Origin of the sequence: Pedobacter sp. BG31 (assembly GCF_042464845.1) — a bacterium.
Lineage (GTDB): Bacteria > Bacteroidota > Bacteroidia > Sphingobacteriales > Sphingobacteriaceae > Pedobacter > Pedobacter suwonensis.
Genome location: NZ_JBHNZK010000015.1, coordinates 1 through 19,347 on the forward strand (window position 1 = coordinate 1; position 19,347 = coordinate 19,347).

General features: G+C 38.4%; 15 protein-coding genes. 11 read left to right on the plus strand and 4 right to left on the minus strand.

The window, feature by feature from the left end:
- Positions 1-293: 293 nt before the first annotated feature.
- The 6 genes from ACFE6N_RS16855 to ACFE6N_RS16880 all read left to right on the plus strand — a co-directional run bounded on the left by ACFE6N_RS16855 (position 294) and on the right by ACFE6N_RS16880 (position 12,613).
- Positions 294-1,352 (plus strand): hypothetical protein, encoded by a 1,059-nt coding sequence (locus ACFE6N_RS16855; protein WP_378938320.1) that lies wholly within the window; start codon positions 294-296, stop codon positions 1,350-1,352.
- Between the two features lie 299 nt (positions 1,353-1,651).
- Positions 1,652-2,866, plus strand: a complete 1,215-nt coding sequence (locus tag ACFE6N_RS16860; RefSeq protein WP_378938322.1) for a Pycsar system effector family protein — start codon at positions 1,652-1,654, stop codon at positions 2,864-2,866.
- Positions 2,866-4,908 carry a polyphosphate kinase 1 gene (gene ppk1 / locus ACFE6N_RS16865; protein ID WP_378938324.1) on the plus strand — a complete coding sequence of 681 codons (2,043 nt, stop codon included), beginning with the start codon at positions 2,866-2,868 and terminating at the stop codon, positions 4,906-4,908. Before ACFE6N_RS16860 ends, ppk1 begins: the two co-directional genes overlap by 1 nt.
- Positions 4,909-5,090: 182 nt before the next feature.
- Positions 5,091-6,005, plus strand: a complete 915-nt coding sequence (locus tag ACFE6N_RS16870) for an SdiA-regulated domain-containing protein (RefSeq protein ID WP_378938326.1) — start codon at positions 5,091-5,093, stop codon at positions 6,003-6,005.
- Between the two features lie 424 nt (positions 6,006-6,429).
- Entirely contained in the window at positions 6,430-10,044 is a 3,615-nt protein-coding gene (locus ACFE6N_RS16875) for a BamA/TamA family outer membrane protein (protein WP_378938328.1), read from the plus strand.
- A 142-nt stretch (positions 10,045-10,186) separates the two neighbouring features.
- Positions 10,187-12,613 carry a GAF domain-containing protein gene (locus ACFE6N_RS16880; RefSeq protein WP_378938331.1) on the plus strand — a complete coding sequence of 809 codons (2,427 nt, stop codon included), beginning with the start codon at positions 10,187-10,189 and terminating at the stop codon, positions 12,611-12,613.
- A gap of 208 nt (positions 12,614-12,821) precedes the next feature.
- On the opposite strand, the gene ACFE6N_RS16885 is transcribed toward ACFE6N_RS16880, so the two are convergent.
- Positions 12,822-13,424, minus strand: coding sequence for a GIN domain-containing protein (locus tag ACFE6N_RS16885; RefSeq protein ID WP_378938334.1), 603 nt, complete (start codon positions 13,422-13,424; stop codon positions 12,822-12,824).
- A 264-nt stretch (positions 13,425-13,688) separates the two neighbouring features.
- Between ACFE6N_RS16885 and ACFE6N_RS16890 the strand changes: the two genes are divergently transcribed.
- Complete coding sequence (locus ACFE6N_RS16890) at positions 13,689-14,045, plus strand: two-component system response regulator (RefSeq protein ID WP_378938336.1); 357 nt, start codon at positions 13,689-13,691, stop codon at positions 14,043-14,045.
- Between the two features lie 79 nt (positions 14,046-14,124).
- Here ACFE6N_RS16890 and ACFE6N_RS16895 read toward each other — a convergent pair whose 3' ends face one another.
- Complete coding sequence (locus tag ACFE6N_RS16895; RefSeq protein ID WP_378938338.1) at positions 14,125-14,502, minus strand: hypothetical protein; 378 nt, start codon at positions 14,500-14,502, stop codon at positions 14,125-14,127.
- 339 nt (positions 14,503-14,841) lie between these two features.
- Here ACFE6N_RS16895 and ACFE6N_RS16900 point away from each other — a divergent pair, with 339 nt between their 5' ends.
- Complete coding sequence (locus ACFE6N_RS16900) at positions 14,842-15,393, plus strand: hypothetical protein (RefSeq protein ID WP_378938340.1); 552 nt, start codon at positions 14,842-14,844, stop codon at positions 15,391-15,393.
- A 240-nt stretch (positions 15,394-15,633) separates the two neighbouring features.
- On the opposite strand, the gene ACFE6N_RS16905 is transcribed toward ACFE6N_RS16900, so the two are convergent.
- Both ACFE6N_RS16905 and ACFE6N_RS16910 read right to left on the minus strand, forming a co-directional pair.
- Positions 15,634-16,938 (minus strand): ABC1 kinase family protein, encoded by a 1,305-nt coding sequence (locus tag ACFE6N_RS16905; protein WP_378938342.1) that lies wholly within the window; start codon positions 16,936-16,938, stop codon positions 15,634-15,636.
- 7 nt (positions 16,939-16,945) lie between these two features.
- Entirely contained in the window at positions 16,946-17,599 is a 654-nt protein-coding gene (locus ACFE6N_RS16910) for a TetR family transcriptional regulator C-terminal domain-containing protein (RefSeq protein ID WP_090980251.1), read from the minus strand.
- Positions 17,600-17,823: 224 nt separating this feature from the next.
- On the opposite strand from ACFE6N_RS16910, the gene ACFE6N_RS16915 reads away from it, so the two are divergent.
- The 3 genes from ACFE6N_RS16915 (at position 17,824) to ACFE6N_RS16925 (ending at position 19,258) form a co-directional block, all read left to right on the plus strand.
- Positions 17,824-18,678: an HD domain-containing protein gene (locus tag ACFE6N_RS16915; RefSeq protein ID WP_378938345.1), complete on the plus strand. Its 855-nt coding sequence runs from the start codon at positions 17,824-17,826 to the stop codon at positions 18,676-18,678.
- A 176-nt stretch (positions 18,679-18,854) separates the two neighbouring features.
- Positions 18,855-18,995 (plus strand): twin-arginine translocase TatA/TatE family subunit, encoded by a 141-nt coding sequence (locus ACFE6N_RS16920; RefSeq protein WP_145861070.1) that lies wholly within the window; start codon positions 18,855-18,857, stop codon positions 18,993-18,995.
- Between the two features lie 56 nt (positions 18,996-19,051).
- Positions 19,052-19,258, plus strand: a complete 207-nt coding sequence (locus tag ACFE6N_RS16925) for a hypothetical protein (protein ID WP_090980245.1) — start codon at positions 19,052-19,054, stop codon at positions 19,256-19,258.
- The last annotated feature ends 89 nt before the right edge of the window (positions 19,259-19,347 follow it).

A 19,347-nucleotide genomic window follows, 5' to 3' on the forward strand; every position in this document is an offset into this window, starting at 1 on the left:
TGGACGGAGAGATAACAGCGGTCTAAAAAGAGGCGCCTTGGAAATTGATTTTAAAACATAACCTAACCCAATTAGCCTAAAAACAAAGTATTTTCTTCTTTGTAAATTTTAACCGGACAACAGTGAATTTATTTCAGCATCTTTTGAAAAAGATACGATCTGGTATCAGATAAAAAAATGAAAATATTTTTTTTCTTTTTAAAATGAATCCGATAGCTCTACTTTAAAAATAAATTTCTGCCGTCGAAACTATATACACTTTTGGTTGTTGAATTTCAAAATAAAATCAAAATATGAGGCAGCATTTACGAACAGCTTTATTGTTCTTAATCACATTCAGCATAGCATTGCCGGCGTGCAAGAAGAAAACCATAGATGAACCTACTCCACCTGATCCATTTGATATTTATGCCGCAGGTAGGGAAGGTTATGTAGCCAAATACTGGAAAAACGGGAAAGCAGTTAATCTTGGTCGTGCTGGTGTGTCTTCTGATGCAAATGCTATGGTAATAGCCGGAAATGATGTGCACATTGCAGGTTACGAAGTAAATGCCTCCGGAAAATATGTGGCCAAATATTGGAAAAATGGCGTGTCAACCTCACTAACCGATGGGAGCCGGGATGCTTTTGCAAACGACATATTTATACAGGGAAATGATGTGTACATTGCCGGACAGGAAATGGCACCTGGTAAATCGACCTACCAGGCGAAATACTGGAAAAACGGAACCCCTGTAGTATTAACAGATGATACACAGTCTTCTATTGCCACCGGGATCGCCCTGGTTGGAAATGATATTTATGTAGTTGGTGAGCGAAGGAATTTGGATTGGCTTAGTCCGATTACGGTTTATTGGAAGAACGGACAGCTTTTTGACCTATCAGACCAGACTAGAACTGCTGACAGTCAGGCGATAGCCGTATCAGGTAACGATTTATATTTACTCTGGTCTGAAACCTATAATAGTGCCGGGCAGTCACAAACCAGGTATAGTAAAAACCTGGGCAGTCCGGTACTTATTAGCGATGGTACTGCAGATGTGAGGGGCTATTCAATTTTTGTAAACGGGAGCGATGTATATGTTGCAGGATCGGGTGCTGTTAATGGAAATAATGCAGTTGTGGCAAAATACTGGAAAAACGGATCATCGGTCATTTTATCCAATGGCCCGGAAAGTGCCTACGCTTTATCTATAGCTGTTTCTGGTGCTGATGTTTTTGCAGGTGGGTACCGTGACGGGAGCAATGGAAAATTTGGAGTAGCCCAGTATTGGAAAAATGGTAGTGTAGTGCAACTTACCGATGGATCAGCATCGGCACTGCTCCACAAAATTATCGTCATTAAAAAGTAGCTACATTTTTCCATCAGATATGTATCAGGCAATATGCTGAAAGAAAACCTACCTTTGCTAAAGTTTATTGAGTTAAAGAATTTACTGTTGGACGATCAAAAACATCGTTTGTGTGCTGCGGCCTTAATCTGATTGTAAAATAAACAGGGCATTATTATTGTTGAGCGCCGATCTGTATCGTTTTTAAAAAAATAACTTAATTTTATCTCTATAAATGATATCCAGGTTTTCAGTTTTAAATATTTTCAAGAAAATGCATTTCCATCATCCAATCCAATCATCACAATCACAATACGCTCATGAACTATAAAAAACTACAGGAAGATGTAGAAAAGCATGTGGTTAATTACTTCCATACCCATAGCGATCCGCGTTTGGTTTATCACAACCTGGAACATACGCAAGAAGTGGTAAATGCCGCACAGCAGATAGCCAATCATTACCAGTTAAACGAACAGGATTTTTTTACGGTAATGGTTGCTGCCTATTTTCATGATACGGGATATTTTGAAGACGCGTTAAACCACGAAGCAAAAGGAGCAATATTGGCAGATGATTTTCTCGCCAGCCATCAGGTGAACCAGGAAATCCGCGATCAGGTTAAAAGTGCAATACTGGCAACCAAAATCCCTCAAAACCCTAAAAATGAGATTGATAAAATCCTTTGTGATGCAGATTTATTTCATTTGGGTCAGGCTGATTTTCGTGCAAAAGGGAAGCTGATGCATAAAGAAAATGAACGGATCTACAAAAAAGACATCAGTAAATCAGATTGGCGCAAAAAAGATATCCAGTTTCTGGAAGCGCACCATTACCATACCGATTATGCCAATCTGTTATTAAGCGATCAGAAACAAAAAAACATCGAAAAACTGAAAAGCAAACTAACGGCACAGGAAGTAATCAACACCGAGCTTCAGGAACCAAAAAACTTTGCACCGGTTATTGTTACTGACAAAAAGAAAAAAGATAAAGACAACAGGCCAGATAAGGGAATTGAAACAATGTTCAGGATTACATCGGCCAATAACCAGAGGTTGAGCGATATGGCCGATAACAAGGCACACATCCTCATTACCGTAAATTCAATTATGCTTTCCTTAATCGTGAGTTTATTGTTAAGGCGACTGGAAGATCATGGCAACCTGATTATCCCGACATTTATTTTATTGTTGGTGAGTTTAACCTGCGTAGTGGTTTCCATTTTATCAACCCGTCCATCCATACCAAAAGGAGAGTTTACGCAGGAAGATATGGATAAGAAAAAGGTAAACCTCCTGTTTTTTGGCAATTTCTACAAAATGAGTTTGCCGAGTTATACCGAGGGTATGATTAAGGTGATGAACGATAAAGATTTTTTATACGGCACCTTAATTACGGATGTATACTCGCAAGGGGTGGTATTAGGCCGGAAATATAAACTTATCCGCCTGGCTTATAATATCTTCATGTTTGGTTTAATTGCAGCGGTATTGGCATTTGTAATTGCTTACGCAGCTTACGGTAAACTTTAATGGAACAGTTGATAGAAACCTCTTTTTTTAATCGGGATTTAAGCTGGTTAAAGTTTAACGAGCGCATTCTGATGGAAGCAGAGCGAAGCACCGTTCCGCTACTGGAACGGATTAAATTTTTAGCTATCTTCTCTTCCAATCTTGATGAATTTTATCGGGTAAGGATGCCGGTACTGCTCGCTTTGGAAAAATTGAGCAGCAAAGAAGATAACGATATCAGGATTGATGATCATTTATTGACTGTGGCCAATCAGCTCATTTCTGATCAGCAACAGCGCTATGGCAAGGTACTTCAGTCAGATCTGATCCCATTGCTCAAAGAAAATCAAATAAACTTAATCTACGGGGAGCCGTTTCCTGCAGACATTCAGAAAAGTATCACCAGGTATTTTTTAAGTCAGGTAATGGCCTTTTTGCAGCCGGTGTATGTAAATGCCAGCTCCGATTTTTTTCCTTCTAATAATGAGCTTTACTTTCTGATTACATTAAAAACGAAAGAAGATGCCGAAGTAGTGATTTTAAATATCCCTTCCAACCAGTTGCCGCGTTTTTATAAGGTAGAATCAGGAGATCAAACCTTTGTGGTGTTTCTGGATGATATTGTACGTTTTCATTTAGACCGCGTTTTTCCGCAGGCTGATGTAACCGGATGTTATAGCTTTAAAATTACCAGAGATGCAGAATTAGATCTTAACGATGAATACCCTGGTAATTTATCAGAACAGCTCGAAAAACAATTAATGAAACGCGATTTGGGTTTAGCCACACGTTTTCTTCACCAACCTGGTATTCCGGCCAATGTATTTGAACTGCTTAAAAAACTATTTAACCTAAAAAAGGCAAATAGGATAGAAGGAGGACGGTATCATAACCTGAAAGATTTTATGGCCTTTCCGGTGAGTTTACCAAAATTGTCCAACCAAAACTGGCCAAAGATCTGTAATACCGACCGGATCGACGGATCGTTAACCGAAGCCATTTATAAAAACGACATCATTATACACACGCCTTACCAGAGTTATGATAGTGTTTTGCGGTTTTTTAATGAAGCTGCCATTGATGCCGATGTGAGGGAGATTTATATTACGCTTTATCGTGTGGCCAGCGATTCTAAAATTGTAAATGCGTTAATCAGCGCAGCAAAGAACGGTAAAAAAGTTACCGTTCTGGTTGAGCTTAAAGCCCGTTTTGATGAGGCCAATAACATCAAATGGGCAAAAAAAATGAAAGATGCCGGCGTTGATATTATTTATAGTGTCACTGCGCTTAAAGTGCATGCAAAAGTAGCCCTGGTAAAACGCCGGGTAGGGAATAGAATGCGTTACGCTGGTTTGTTTGCTACCGGAAACTTCAACGAAAGCACCGCTGCTTTTTATACCGATCACATCTTAATGACGGCTAATAAAGAAATGCTACGGGAAGTAGAACTGCTTTTTATTTTTCTGGCTAAACGGGTTAAGCCTTCATCTCCTGATCAGATTAAATTCAATCATTTACTGGTGGCCCAGTTTAATTTACAGCAGGTTTTTCTCAACCTTATTGATCGGGAAATTGAACACGCCAGGCAAGGCAAACCATCAGGCATTACCATTAAAATGAATAATCTGGAAGAGAAAGTATTGATAAACAAACTTTACGAAGCCTCTTCAGCGGGAGTAAAAATCGACATGATCGTAAGGAGCATCTGCCGCCTGATTCCGGGGGTTGCAGGAATGAGCGAAAATATTAAAGTTACCCGCATTGTAGATCGTTATCTGGAACACGGACGTGTTTTTATTTTTAATAACCTGGGTAAGTATGATGTTTATTTGGGCTCTGCCGATTGGATGAACCGGAATATTTACCGAAGAATTGAAGTTTGTTTTCCGGTTTGTAATGAGCAGATTAAGAAAGAAATAATGGATATTATCGAAATTCAAAAACAAGATAACGTGCAGGCGGTTTGTATAGCTGAAAACATGGATAATATACCGGTTGAAGCAGATCAAAAGCTGGTTTCGTCTCAATATGCCATTTACGAATTTTTAAAAAATAAATCATAATAATACGCCAAGGATATACCGTAGTCTGTGTCCGCTATATGCCATGGTTTGTGTCATTTATATGCCGTGGTCTGTGTCCTCACAGACCACTTTATTATGGTTAGCATGATTTTAGTTAGTATGATTTTATCCCTGGTTTTTGAGGACACAGATCAGGACAAGTAAAAATTAAATTTACCGTTATGAAATACAATAAAACTCTTTTGGCTTCAGGTCTTTTAATCGCTTCAGCTTTTCTTAGCGTATCCTGTGTGAATAGTAATCGCGAGGATAAACAAAACGATTCAGACAGTACAACTGCATCAGTAAGCGGAGCAGAAAAATCGAATTTACCTTACGATTTAACAAAACCGGTAAAATATAATATGCCGCAAAATCTATTTGAAATTTCGGGTATTGTATTCCATAATGGCGATCCCAGGGAAGTTTTTGCCATTCAGGATGAAGATGGCGATCTTTTTCATCTGGGTTTGGGCGATAAAGAATCGAAATTTACCAAATTTGGTGGTAAAGGCGATTATGAAGATGTAACCATCATTGAAAATTATTTCGTTGTGTTAAAAAGTAATGGCGAGCTACATACTTTCCCAATTGCTGAATTAGGCAAACCAAAAGCCGGCAATGTAACCAAAACTAAAGATTTGGTACCAAAAGCCGAATATGAAGGCTTGGCCGCCGATGAAAAAAACAATATGATTTATGTGCTGACTAAGGATAGTAAAGCTGATTCTAAAGCAAAAGCATCCAGTATTTATGGGTTTAAAGTTGCTGATGATGCTTCGTTAACGGCAGCTGGAGAATTTAGCCTCTCACATAAAGCAATCGAAAAAGCATCAGGAAGTTCAAAATCACGGTTCCGTCCATCTGCATTGGCTAAAAATCCCCAAACTAATGAGTGGTACATCCTTTCATCCGTAAATAAACTATTGGTCGTTACAGATGCTGATTTCAAGGTTAAAACCACATATCCCCTCGATCCGCAATTATTTAACCAGCCAGAAGGCATCGCTTTTGATCGCGATAATAATCTATATATCTCCAATGAGGGCGGAACGCTATCTGCAGGAAATATTTTAATGTTTAAGTTGAAAAAATAAATTTCTGTAGTGGTATCCTAAGGCGATCATTCTATAAGTTGCGAGGAATCGTCATTCCCAACTTGATTGGGAATCCTAATGCAGACGCTTTAAGATTAGCTTTGCTGAGCACTCCGTGGTTCCCGCCTGTGCGAGAATGACGGCCGTACTGATAGATTCTGTCTATGGTGGAGATATTTATTTATAAAATCAATATGAATGGACAGTAGAATTTGATGGTGGAGTTGTTACCTTTAAATAAATCTCCCGAGGGATCGTCATTGCGAGAAGGCTTTTTCAGCCGACGAAGCAATCTTTATAGCAAGGATTCTAGCATGATAGATTGCTTCGTCGTTCCTCCTCGCAATGACGATCTTTTTGGAACGATGCTCATGAGAAATAAATTAAATTTTAAAATAACTACCTTTATACAAATGCCGAGTCTATGATTAAAAGATTTACCCTTTTTACCATCTTATTTTTAATCAACTTCATTGCCTTTGCGCAGGATGATGTAAAATACCGCGTAATTCTTTTTGGCGATGCAGGAGAGATGAATGCTGCCCAAATTCAGGATTTAAAAAATGCAGCTAAGCAGATTCTTCCCCAAAAAACCACCGTTTTATATCTGGGCGATAATATTTACCCAACCGGGATGGGGTTACCCGGAAGTGTAGAAGAAGAAGAAACCAAAAAGATTCTGCGCTCGCAGTTCGAACCGATGCGTAAAATGGGCGCTGCGGTCTATTTTATTCCCGGCAACCACGATTGGGATAAATCGGGGCCAAAAGGACTGGCCAAAATAAAAGCGCAGGGCGATTACCTGAGGGAACAGAATGACCCTCTGCTTAAACTTATCCCTGATAATGGCTGCCCAGATCCAATAGCCATTAAATTAACAGATAAACTCACCATCATTGCCTATGATAGCGAATGGTGGTTATTTCCATATAACAAAACCAACCCAAATGACGATTGTGATTGCCACACAAAAGATGAGGTGCTGGTAAAAATGGACGAGTTATTGGCCGAAAATAAAGATAAGGTAATCCTGCTGGCATCACACCATCCTTTTCAGAGTTATGGCCCACATGGTGGTTACTTTAATTTGAGGAACCATCTTTTCCCCTTAACTTCCTTAAATAAAAATCTTTACATCCCCTTGCCTGGTTTGGGTTCTGTTTACCCTTTGTTACGTTCTACCTTATTAAGCCCCGAAGATTTAAACCATCCGGCTTATAAGGACATGATTAAATCGGTTACCGGAGTTTTTGGCGATTATCCAAACGTAACTTATGTTGCAGGGCATGAACATGGCCTTCAGTTGATTAAGGGAAAACAATTGCAGGTAATCAGTGGTTCAGGGTCAAAAGTATCACCAAATAAAGAAGGCAAAACGTCGTTGTTTCACGAAATGCAGCAAGGTTATGTGGTGGCCGATCAATTGAATAACAACGATATGCGCTACGACTATTATATTTATTCAGATACAAGTGTTAAAAAAGTTTACAGTTACATCAAAAAGTTCGAAACCATACCTAAAACCATACGGAATAGGGATAAACCGATTACGGCTGACAGTATTTTTGTGCGTGTAAAGCCGGAATACGATAGCGTTGGTCGTTTTCACCGCATTATTTTTGGCGAAAATTATCGCAAGGAATATGCTGCGAAAACCAAAGTCCCTGTGCTGCGCATTTCCCAGATGATGGGGGGCTTAAAAGCAACAAAACGAGGTGGAGGTAACCAATCGCGATCTTTGCGTTTAGAAGATAAAAATGGTAAAGAATATGTGTTGCGCAGCGTAGAAAAATTTCCGGAGGTATTGTTACCTGCAGCATTGCGCGAAACTTTTGCTAAAGATATTTTAAAAGATAATATGTCTGCGCAGCATCCTTTTTCAGCGCTGGTAGTTCCGGAGCTAGCTGAAGCGGGTGGCATTGCACATAGCAACCCCATTATCGGCTGGGTTTCTCCGGATGATAACCTGGGCGAATTTGAACCTGCGTTTGCCAACACGTTGTGTTTGTTTGAAGAAAGGGAACCTACAGGAGAATCAGATAATTCTCCTAAAATGGATAAAAAATTGACAGAAGATAACGATAATAGATTAGATGGGCCAGCCTGGGTGAGGGCCAGGGCGTTTGATGTGTTATTGGGCGATTGGGACAGACATGAAGACCAGTGGCGGTGGAAGGAAACCAAGACTAAAGATGGTTCGCTTTATTCTCCGGTGCCACGAGATCGTGACCAGGTATTTTTCAGATCAGACGGGCTTTTACAACGGTACACGCAATCTTCTTCGTTATTGCCTATGATGCAGGGCTATGAACGTGGCATAAAAGATATCAATTGGTTTTTGTGGGAAGGAAGAGAAATCAGCAGCCGCTGGACTGCCAATATAAATGAGGAGGAATTCGATAAAATTGTAAAAGATTTCTGCGCGAACTATAACGATGAAGTTTTTGAAAAGGCATTGAAAAAACTGCCTGAACCTAGCTATTCATTACATCATGATGCCTTTATGGCCCAGCTGCGTAACCGGATTGCTACGCTGCCAAAATTAATGAACCAATATTACCATTTCTTCAACCGAATTGTAGATATAGAAGTGACTAACAAAAATGAATTGATTAAGATCACTGATGCTGCTAATAACGGATTGCGTGTAAAAATCAATAAAATATCTAAGGAAGGTAATATCAAGGATGAGCTTTTTGATCGGAAATTTGATCCTAAGGTAACCAAAGAGATCAGGGTATATATGCACAACGGTAATGATAGCCTGATACTGGATAATAAAAACTCGGACATTAAATTGCGGATTATTGGTGGCAAGGGTAATAAAGTTTACGATTTTGCAAACAGCAATGGTACAGTAAAGCTTTACGGGCGGACCACCAAAGCAACTTACATGGGTAATGACCAGGATAAGATCCGGAAAATTATTTCAAACGATACGTCAAATTTCAGCTACATCCCTAAAGATATGTACCGCCGGAATTCGTGGTTATTAAATGCCGGTTATAATCAGGATGACGGGATATTATTGGGTTTGATTTATAAACAGACCAACCCTGGTTTCAGAAAGCAACCTTATGGCAATTCGCAAACCATTTCTTTTCTGCATTCATTCTCTACAAAAGCCTTTAGGTTCAATTATAAAGGGGAATGGTTAAAAGCTTTGGGTAAAGGTGATTTTGTGTTGAAGGCAGATGCTTTCGCCCCGAATAATACGCAAAATTTCTTTGGTTTAGGTAATGAAACCCCATTTGACGAACGCCGCGATGACGATGAGAATATCAGGTATTACCGTGCACGCTTTAATCTGTATCAGGTAGATGCCGCCATCCGCTGGCGCCGCCCTAAATCTACTTTTAGCCTTGGTCCTTCATATCAGTATTATAAATATAATCAGGAAGATAACAATGGCCGTTTTATCGAAAATCCATCGTTATTGCATTCTTCAGATTCACTTACCGTTAGAAATGAAAAGATGTTTGCTGGTGCATTTGTGAATTTTACCAATAATACCCGCGATAATGATCTCTTACCAACCTTAGGCAGCTTTGTAGATTTTAAACTTTTGGGCTACAAAGGCGTAAATAAGTATTCTAACTCTTATGGACAGTTCACAGCAAGTATAGCATTATATAAAAATCTGGACGGCAGAAAGAATTTTATTCTTGCCGATCGTTTTGGCGGAGGTGTAACCATAGGTAAACCTGCATTTTACCAGGCTTTGTTTTTAGGCGGACAAGGCAATCTTTTAGGCTACAGGCAATTTAGGTTCGCTGGTGAACATATGTTTTACAACAATTTAGAACTCAGGGCAAAGCTCGGCGATTTAGTAAGTTATGTTTTACCCGGACAAGTTGGCTTGCTCGGTTTTTATGATGTGGGCAGGGTGTGGAAAAGTGATGAGAAATCAACTTTATGGCACCATGGCGTTGGAGCCGGGGTTTATTTTGCCCCTGCATCACTCACAGTTGTACGATTTGTGATGGGACATTCAACAGATGGCTGGTATCCATACGTTTCAATCAATTTTAGGTACTAAATTTGTAATGACTTATGATGGATGTTTGCCTGAAGTATTTACGTTCAGCAGACTAACAACACATGTGGCAGTAGCTATCTTTGCAGTTGATTAGTAACATATTAGAAAATTATAATTTTTATCCTATAGCAGAACTTATACAATGAATACCAATGTCATACAAATACATAAAAACGAATGTATACATTGCCAGGTAGAGTCTTCTCTGTCTTTCCGCCCCCTTGTGGAGTATTTAAAAAGCAGGCTGAAAACAGAAAAATCGGTTAAATCTGAATTTTACAGGTTTTTACTTCAAAAAATTGAAAAAGACGATGTGCTGCTGGGCAACATCAGCCCTGAGGATTTGTCTCAATATAAAGATACCTTAGAATTAATTTTTACGATCCTGACACCCTTAATGGATAATGAAAATGATTTGTTTTGGGCATTAAGTACACCGATTCCAGATCAGATTTTCTTTAGTACCAATGCATTCTATAATTTTTTTAAGGATCACGATCCTAAAAATAAGGTGACTAAGGATAATGAGCCTGTTGAGAAAAAACAGCTTAAGTTTATTTACAACATCATTCTTGGTCGTTTTTACAATTTTACATCAGTACTGAAAAATGAGATCATTTATGCGCACATTAATCAGGAAACTAAATTAACGCAGTATTACAATATCCAAACAGATACCAAATTTGTCGAAATTATGCACAAAGGCGATTTGCCTGAACTTAATTTTGAAGCTTTGAGCAAACATTTCCAGGAAGAAACGGAACTGGAATATCTATTGGAAAACCTTCCGTTAAGTGATTTTCATTTCGAAGGTTTCAGCATTATTTCTATTACCGATGTAACACTACAACATGCTATTGACGGTATTCGTGATGCACTTGTTGATCATAACTATCAAACAGAAGCTTACAGCCATGTTATACATGCACTGAAGACATTAAGCGGTAACAGTAAGTTGGAATTTGGCTTAATGCCTTTTTTAACGGTTAATAATAAGCTGGTATTTGATAACCAGGAGTTTTCTCAGAGCATGCTCATCAATTCAGCAAAAGCTTCTAATTTAGAAGAAGAGGTTTTTTATGCCCTGGTTGATAAATACAAGGAAAACCCGCGTTCCATTTTTGTAAGTGCCATAAAAGAAGAACAGATAGAAAAGGATCCTTTTTTAAAGGTTTTAAAAGCTGCGGGCGTTAGTTCTTATTCCATACTGCCTGTCTATTACAATAAAGAGTTGGCGGGCGTGCTGGAAGTATATTCTAAAGAGGAAGTAGCCGTTGATGATAAGTTGTTATCAAGGTTGCGTCCGGCTATGCCTTTGATTGGTCAGCTTTTCCAGTACAGCATTGAAGAATTTAATGCCAAGATGGATGAAATCCTGATGGATAAATTTACTGCGCTGCAGCCTTCGGTTCAATGGAAATTTAACGAGGCCGTTTGGCATTTCCTACAACAGAATAATGGTTATCATAAGTTAAAGGAAATCGAAACCATTACATTTAGGCATCTTTATCCGCTTTTTGGGGCTATTGATATCCGCAATTCTACTACCGAGCGTAACAAGGCGCTAAAAAATGATTTGGAAGTACAGTTAAATACCCTGATTGATACTTTAAAGTTTATTAGTAAAAATGTTTCTTTAGCGCTTATTGATAAGCTGATTTTCAACTGCAAAGACTGGATTAAAAGAATAGGCGATTTTGCATCTTCCAATGAAGAAAGCCAGTTGAATGAATTTTTGGAAGTGGAGGTTTATCCTTTCCTGTCTATCATTAAAGCGAACCATCCTGATACTACAGCGGTCATAGATCAGTATTTCGAAGTGGTGGTGCCAGAAACCGGTGCCGCATTCGAAAACCGCAGGCAGCTTGAAGTTTCTATGCAGCTGATCAATACCGAAGTTAGCCAATACCTGGAAAAATCGCAGTCGAAACTCCAGGCTTCTTATCCTTGCTATTTTGCCAAGTTCAGGACGGATGGCGTAGAATACGATATTTACATCGGTCAGGATATTGCACCCGAAAAACCGTTCGATTTGCTTTACCTGAAAAATATCCGTTTGTGGCAGCTTACCTCAATGGTTGATATTGCCCGTTTGTCAAAAAGTTTAATTGCCGAGATGCCATGCACGCTCGAAACCACGCAATTGATTTTTATCCATTCAAATGCTATTGATATTAGTTTCAGAAACGATGAGCGCCGCTTTGATGTGGAAGGAGCTTATAACATCCGTTATGAAGTGGTTAAAAAGCGTATTGATAAGGTGCTGATAAAAGGTACAACAGAGCGCTTAACCCAGCCGCATAAAATTTCGATGGTTTACTTTAATCCTGAAGAAGCAAAGGAGTATATTGAATATATTAAATATATGCAGGTTCAGGGTTATTTGAACGATGATTTGGAGCAGCTTGAATTGGATGAGCTTCAAGGCGTTTCAGGTTTAAGAGCTTTAAGGGTAGGGGTAAAGTACCTGGAAGATAAAGCGGCAACTAAATCAGATGCGGCTAAGAAACTTAAGCCTAAAGAGATCAAGTCAATCGAAAAGGAAATTGCTAATGTATTACAGCATTAAACAGATTGTTTGGAAAAAGCTGTATTATCGGATGGGCATCTTAAAGATAGGTAGGGACTTACTTATTTGCCGTTCTATCGGATTAGGATTTCCGTTTTCACCGGAATGACGACCTTTCAAAACATTATGCTGCCAGAAATCCCCTGGAAATAAAAAGGCTTCCTGATCAAATCAGGAAGCCGTAATTTCATTTGCGTTTTTGTGTATTTTATTTAATTGCAGCCAACTCCTGCTCCAGAGCAGCGGTTTCTGTTGAACTGATGTTGGTTTTTAAGGCAGCAAATTTATCTATGGTTAACTTTTGTGATTTACCCATTACCAAGGTATGGCAATCTGTAGAACCGCTTAATTTTAGATCAGCATGATCTGAAATCACCGTATACAAACCTTCTGAACTGGTATTGATCTCTGCCTGGGCATTTCCTCTTAAAAAGATTTGCAGATATTTGGTGTTCAGTTTTCCCTCTGTTTTAACAATGGCATTTTCTGAAGCTTCAATTCTGTAGAAATCATTTACATATACCGTTAACTTTGCTTTTTCGGTACCGGTTGAGGTTATTTTTAAATCGTAGCCATTTTGTATAACTTTTGCTGCTCCCATGTCATCATCAGGATAAGAAATACCATAACCTCCTCCCTGGATAATGGTTACTTCAATATTGCCTTTTACATAAATTCTTTTAAAAGACGATGTTTTGATTTTGTCATCTATTCCTTTTTTTATGGCATAAACGTTGGAAGTAAATATCACTGAAGACAAAATGAGGACTGTAAGTGAAACTTGGAGCAGGGTTTTGATAGAGGTTTTCATAATTTTATGTAATGCTTAAATGTCAATTATTTGGTTTTAAAGTATTTAGGTTTTATTTGTTGTTCTGCTGATAAGACGCTGTGAAATAAAAATACGTTGCAGGCAAAATGCATTTTTATACAAGCCACCAATAATATTCAACGAACAGACATTTATTCAAGACCAATGCCTGAAATAATTACCAACGGTTTGTAAAATATTTTAAGATGTATTTTTGGATTGCGCTTTTTTTTTATCTTTAATGAGAATTTTGGTTGTTTATTTATGAAGAAAAAGGTTGTGCTTGTTCAGGATAATAAAGATATCCTTGATATAATGGATGAGGTATTAGCAGAGGAGGGGTTTGAAGTTACCCCATCTTTAACAACCGAGCCTATAGAAAAAATAGATGAAATTGAACCCGATGTGGTGATCGTGGATGATCACATTAAAGGTAAAAAGAAGGGTTCGCAGGTAATTAAAGAACTTAAATCTGATCCCAAAACAGAAGATGTATCTGCCGTACTCACATCAACATCAAATAACTTGCCCCAACAGGCAGAAGATTGCAAAGCTGATGATTATATCGAAAAACCATTTGATATCGATCACATGGTTGATGTAGTAAAGAAAAATGCTTAGGCTGCACACTTATAAAATAGTCGCTTCTACTAAAAGCTTAACCTGATTAATATTCTTTGATGCCTTAAAGTTGATTCTTTTACCGTTTGGTGAAGTTATATTCCGTGTAAACGCGCGAAGCGAAACCGGGTCCGGGATGATCATATCGCTGGTCGATTACCCAGGTCATACTCGTTTCATTGATCTTGGTAATTTCAAAGGTCTTGGCAATATCAAAATCTGTAGCGGCAATGTCCATTCTTTGGACCATATCATCTGAAATAGAAATTTTGTATGCAAGTGCCTGCCTTCCGTGTCGGTCTGAAAGATAAAGTGTCTCTGGGTTTTTAAAGTCGTACCATGGTGCCGGAGTTTCAAAAGGCAGCTTCTCCGTATACGAAATCTTTCCTGTCTCATCATACATGATATACACTCCACCGGTAAGTTCCCACTCTCCGGCAACTTGCTGTTTGAGCAAGGTGAGCTTATCCGGTTGGGAAACTTAGTTCTGCTTTTTGCAACTAGAAAGCATCAGTGTAAAACCGAGAAAAATAAAGATTTTTGAAAAGAGAGTTGTGATTCTAAAAGTCATGTCTTATGAGGAGATATTGCAAGCTGATTTGTACGAATCAACATCAAAGTATAAAGATTGTTTTACTCAACATAAAAAATAACACTTTCTAATGATCTTTTAACTGGTTGATAAGTAAGGCTTTATGTTTTTGTGGGACTTTCGGAAGCGAAATTTATTTTACGGTAAACCTAATGGCTACTGGATTGTTTGTTACCAAAAGATTCGTTAATTTAAAATACATATATGACCTTTTACAAAACGCTCATGTTAATTGCACTGTCTTTTAATGTAACAATCGGGGCATTTGCACAAATAAGGAAACCCGGATTATCGCAGCAAAATTTAACATCGGACAAACAAATGGCTGAGCAAGCCATTCTATCGATTCGGGAAGCTGTGCAAAATACCAATTCAAAGAAACTAAAGAAGGAACACCATACTTATGAAGCTGATGGTTGCGTGGAGGAGGGTATAGTGGATTACTATTTCGACGGAAAAGCCATTGTTAAAATTGTAGAGTCGGGTTCAATAGGCGATGGCAGTTGGGTAAATGAATATTATTATCAATCTGGCAAGGTCATCTTTTGTTTTGAAACAATTACCGGAGGACCTGCGATCGGGGAGGTGACTAAAAAAGAATACCGGTTTTATATCAAAGATGGCAGCATTTTAAAAGCAATGGAAGGAAAAAGGATTATAAAAACTGATTCTAAAGCGAGTGAGTCAATAGCAACTGCAAAAAATATATTCAAGGCTTATGCATCGAAAGATTTTGCCGGTGCTTTGTGTAATTAATACTGTATCTAATTTAAACTCTATTATGTATGCAGTAAAGGTGTAAAGCAGACTCCGCATGATCAACTGTCTGCGGAGCATCGCCTATACCGGTAATCCAGCACAAACCTGAGATAAATTATTTCAGGATCTGTCTGCTTAAACTAAGCAAGATAACTCACCTTAAATATTGTTTTTGCCTGAAAAATAAGTCGCTACGTTATAGCGATTAACGGCAAACTACATTAATTGTCCATATCGTTACCTCTGTAATGTTGGTTGATAGGTGTCCGTATGTACAATAGCCTTTAGCTCGTGCAAAATCTGATATAACCCAAAATTAGTCCGGTTAACATAGATAAAATGTTTAACCCCGCGGGCTTGTTTAAATTCCGGCATTTTAGAAATCTTTTCGCCATATGCATAAAGCTGTTCAAAAAAATCAGGTTTACTAAAATCAAATGATTTACTGGTATAAGGCTTGGCAAAGAGACTGATCATCTCCCTGTACGATTTATAATAAAATTCAACCTGGTCGGCAGAATCGTCTGCATGGATCATGTCGAGCTTCCTAAAAGCTTCGATTGTTTTCCGCTTATCATTGATCACATCGGTAGAAATCAGTGAAAAGAAAGGATAATAAAAATCATCCGGCATCTCCTTAATACAGCCAAAATCAATTACGCCAAGATTCTCATCAGGTGTGATCATAAAATTTCCAGGGTGCGGATCTGCGTGCACCGCTCTGAGTTGGTGTTGTTGAAAGTTATAAAAATCCCACAATGCCTGGCCGATTTTATTCCGAAGTTCCTGAGGTGGATTGGTTTGCAAAAATTCTTTTAAGTGCAGGCCATCAATCCAATCCATCGTGATGATGCGCTTTCCCGATAGTTCTGGGTAATACTTCGGGAAAACCACATGATTGAGGTTTTTACAGGCTTCAGAAAACTGGATGGAACGCTTAACTTCCAGTTCATAATCCGTTTCTTCGAGTAAACGCTCCTCAACTTCTTTAATATAAATATTCAATTCCCTTTCAGACATGCCCAATAAACGGAATGCAAAAGGTTTTACGAGTTTTAAATCAGATGAAATGCTATCGCCAACGCCCGGATATTGTATTTTTACAGCTAATTTTTTGCCGTTAAGCGTAGCCTGATGCACCTGCCCTATAGAGGCCGCGTTGCTGGAATTTAAATTAAAACTATCAAAAATGTTTTCAGGAGTTTTACCGAAGTTTTTAGTAAAGGTACGCACAATTAACGGACCTGAAAGAGGAGGCGCATTGTATTGCGATTGGCTAAATTTATCTACGTAGGATTTTGGCAGAATATTTTTATCCATGCTCAGCATTTGTGCAATTTTTAAGGCACTTCCTTTGAGCTCGCTCAGCGATTTATAAATATCGGTCGCATTATCCTCATTAAGCTGTTCACGATCGAGATCAGGATTGAAGAGCTTTTTTGAATAATGTTTGATGTAATTACCACCGATCTGGATGCCGGTTTTAACGAATTTTGCCGAACGCTCAACTTTGGTGGTCGGAATAGTTTTTTGTGTCTTCATTTGGTGTTTAAAACCTCATCTTTTCTGCAAATTTCCCGTTCCTTGATAAAAACTTGCCATACTCCAATAAATTATCTATTGGCGAATGCTGGAAAAGGTCGAAAGTAACATTAATACCTTTTTCAATGGCTTCGTCGCTTTTCTCGAAACCTTCGCTATCATCATTGATCCAGAAGTTTAGAATAAAGGCGAACTGCACCCACAAAGCATCTTTATATCTTTTACTTAGAAAACGACGTTCCGCAAGTTCGCCGCTATCTAAACCTTCTTCAATAATCTCCTGTGCGAAGTTTTCAAAAATAGGTTTTACTCCGGTCAAAACGTCAGGCGTAGAAAATTTACCACGGTGATGTTTTAGGCTGTAAATTACAAAACTGCGCTCATTCTTCAGATTTTCCAGATAACTATAAAAGAAAGAAAGCATTTTTTCTCTCGCCGTATATTGGAGCCAAACTTCCTGCGCTTTGATTTTAGTAATGGTTTCGAATGTGAGTTCAAACCAGATCGTTTTTTCGATGCTTTCGAAAGAAGAAAAAAACTGATAAAAATCGGCCTCAGTAATTTTGAGTTTTTTTACAAAAATGTAAACCGACTTCGGCTTTTCATCATTCGTTAAAACATAATCTAAATACCCTTTTCTAATTTGTTGAGCAGTTGCCATATTAGCTGTTTTTTACAAGTATAACGTTTAATTAAATGCCTTGTTCTGCTGACCTGTTTTTTCTTAATCATGAAATTGTAATAATAGCTTTCAAAATAATTGAAAGTTATTATTTAGCTAATTATTTTAGTTTGTTGAGGTTGATAAATTGGGATTTTATAGTGATAAAACTAATTTTTTTGGTATCTTTGTTTTTATAATCCTTTCAGTTAAAACACGCCAATATGATCCAGGTAAACGATTTTTTATACGGTAAAATGGAACTGCCTACGTTATTTTCAGACCTGCTGAATACCGATGCTTTAAAGAGGTTGGGTGGGATCCATCAAAGCGGTGCGATATTCCTGGTCAATCCAGATATCTGCCATTCACGGCTAGAGCATGCCGTCGGGGTGACCATGCTCATCAGGATGCTAGGCGGTTCAGAACTGGAACAGTTTGCAGGCCTGTTGCACGATATTTCACATACGGCTTTTTCGCATGTGGGCGATTATGTTTTCGGCAATACGGAAGAGGATTATCATGAAAAGGTTTTTGCCGAGGTTTTATGCAAGTCGGAAGTACCCGGTGTATTGCTGAAATATGGATATAATGTGGGCCAGATTCTGCATGGTACCTTTGATATTTTAGAACAGCCCTTGCCAGCACTCTGTGCCGATCGTTTAGATTATACTTTACGTGATGGTGTTCATGCTGGGGTGATTTCCCGTCAGCGCGCCCGCGAATTTTTAACTGCTGTTGTTCTGAAAAATGGTAAAGTAGCGGTGAATGCAGAAAGTGAAGTCGCCTGGGTTAACGAAGCTTTCGAGAAGCTGAACAATGATGTGTTTAACTTACCCCTTCATTTATATGCCAATGGAAAAATTGCCGAACTGATTAAGCGATTCCTGGATAAGGGCATATTGGTTGAAAGCGATCTGTTTAAAACGGATACCATGCTGTTGAACAAAATCAGAACATCATATGAGGGCTATGAATCCATTAAAGCTATTAAACAGTTAAAAGGTTTTGCCGAATTTATCAGGCACGGCGCTGTACCAAAAATTAAAAAACGAACTTTAAATGCCTTATTGGTTTAATTAGCTTGGTATTGATGTCTCAAATAAACTAGTTCCGTTATCCTGAACATGTTCCAGGATCTTTCCAGCTTAATTAATCCTGGAATGCCAGAATACCAATGACTCATTTTTCAGCGACCACTAATCAACGAATCCAATTCAAAAGAATTGACGTATATTGTGGAAAATATAACGATATGTCTGCAATAGAAATTATTTTAATCGGAGTGGTTATCCTGCTTATTTTTGGTGGTAAAAAACTGCCTGAATTAATGAAGGGGGTAGGGAAGAGCGTAAAAGAATTTAAGGATGCCAAAAATGAGCCTCCGGTAAAATAATTTTTGCCAATAAAACATTCCTAAACTGGCACTGTTTATTTAATAAATACCTCACAATGGAAAATCAAAAAGAAGACCAGGCAAAATCTAATTTCACCGAAGAAAATGCCAAACATCCTGATCAAGGACTTGACAATTGGAACGACCGGTTAGAGGATAATCTGGAGCCTGAAGCCCATAACGATGTTCAGGCAGATGAAAAGGCTAAAGATTTTTCTGAAAAATATGGAAGCGGAGACCAGTCCGATCAAAGTAATGACTGACTATTTATTATGTAGTTGCGTGTATAAACGATTTGAATCCTAAAATTTTTTACACTAAGCCTTCGTTTTATTACACCAAACTGGGTTTT

What these genes read in the sequence shown, in the direction of transcription:
- ACFE6N_RS16855 (WP_378938320.1), top strand. Translation starts at nt 294, where the DNA reads ATGAGGCAGCATTTACGAACAGCTTTATTGTTCTTAATCACATTCAGC.
- ACFE6N_RS16860 (WP_378938322.1), top strand. Translation starts at nt 1,652, where the DNA reads ATGAACTATAAAAAACTACAGGAAGATGTAGAAAAGCATGTGGTTAAT.
- ppk1 (WP_378938324.1), top strand. Translation starts at nt 2,866, where the DNA reads ATGGAACAGTTGATAGAAACCTCTTTTTTTAATCGGGATTTAAGCTGG.
- ACFE6N_RS16870 (WP_378938326.1), top strand. Translation starts at nt 5,091, where the DNA reads ATGAAATACAATAAAACTCTTTTGGCTTCAGGTCTTTTAATCGCTTCA.
- ACFE6N_RS16875 (WP_378938328.1), top strand. Translation starts at nt 6,430, where the DNA reads ATGATTAAAAGATTTACCCTTTTTACCATCTTATTTTTAATCAACTTC.
- ACFE6N_RS16880 (WP_378938331.1), top strand. Translation starts at nt 10,187, where the DNA reads ATGAATACCAATGTCATACAAATACATAAAAACGAATGTATACATTGC.
- ACFE6N_RS16885 (WP_378938334.1), bottom strand. Translation starts at nt 13,424, where the DNA reads ATGAAAACCTCTATCAAAACCCTGCTCCAAGTTTCACTTACAGTCCTC.
- ACFE6N_RS16890 (WP_378938336.1), top strand. Translation starts at nt 13,689, where the DNA reads ATGAAGAAAAAGGTTGTGCTTGTTCAGGATAATAAAGATATCCTTGAT.
- ACFE6N_RS16900 (WP_378938340.1), top strand. Translation starts at nt 14,842, where the DNA reads ATGACCTTTTACAAAACGCTCATGTTAATTGCACTGTCTTTTAATGTA.
- ACFE6N_RS16905 (WP_378938342.1), bottom strand. Translation starts at nt 16,938, where the DNA reads ATGAAGACACAAAAAACTATTCCGACCACCAAAGTTGAGCGTTCGGCA.
- ACFE6N_RS16910 (WP_090980251.1), bottom strand. Translation starts at nt 17,599, where the DNA reads ATGGCAACTGCTCAACAAATTAGAAAAGGGTATTTAGATTATGTTTTA.
- ACFE6N_RS16915 (WP_378938345.1), top strand. Translation starts at nt 17,824, where the DNA reads ATGATCCAGGTAAACGATTTTTTATACGGTAAAATGGAACTGCCTACG.
- ACFE6N_RS16920 (WP_145861070.1), top strand. Translation starts at nt 18,855, where the DNA reads ATGTCTGCAATAGAAATTATTTTAATCGGAGTGGTTATCCTGCTTATT.
- ACFE6N_RS16925 (WP_090980245.1), top strand. Translation starts at nt 19,052, where the DNA reads ATGGAAAATCAAAAAGAAGACCAGGCAAAATCTAATTTCACCGAAGAA.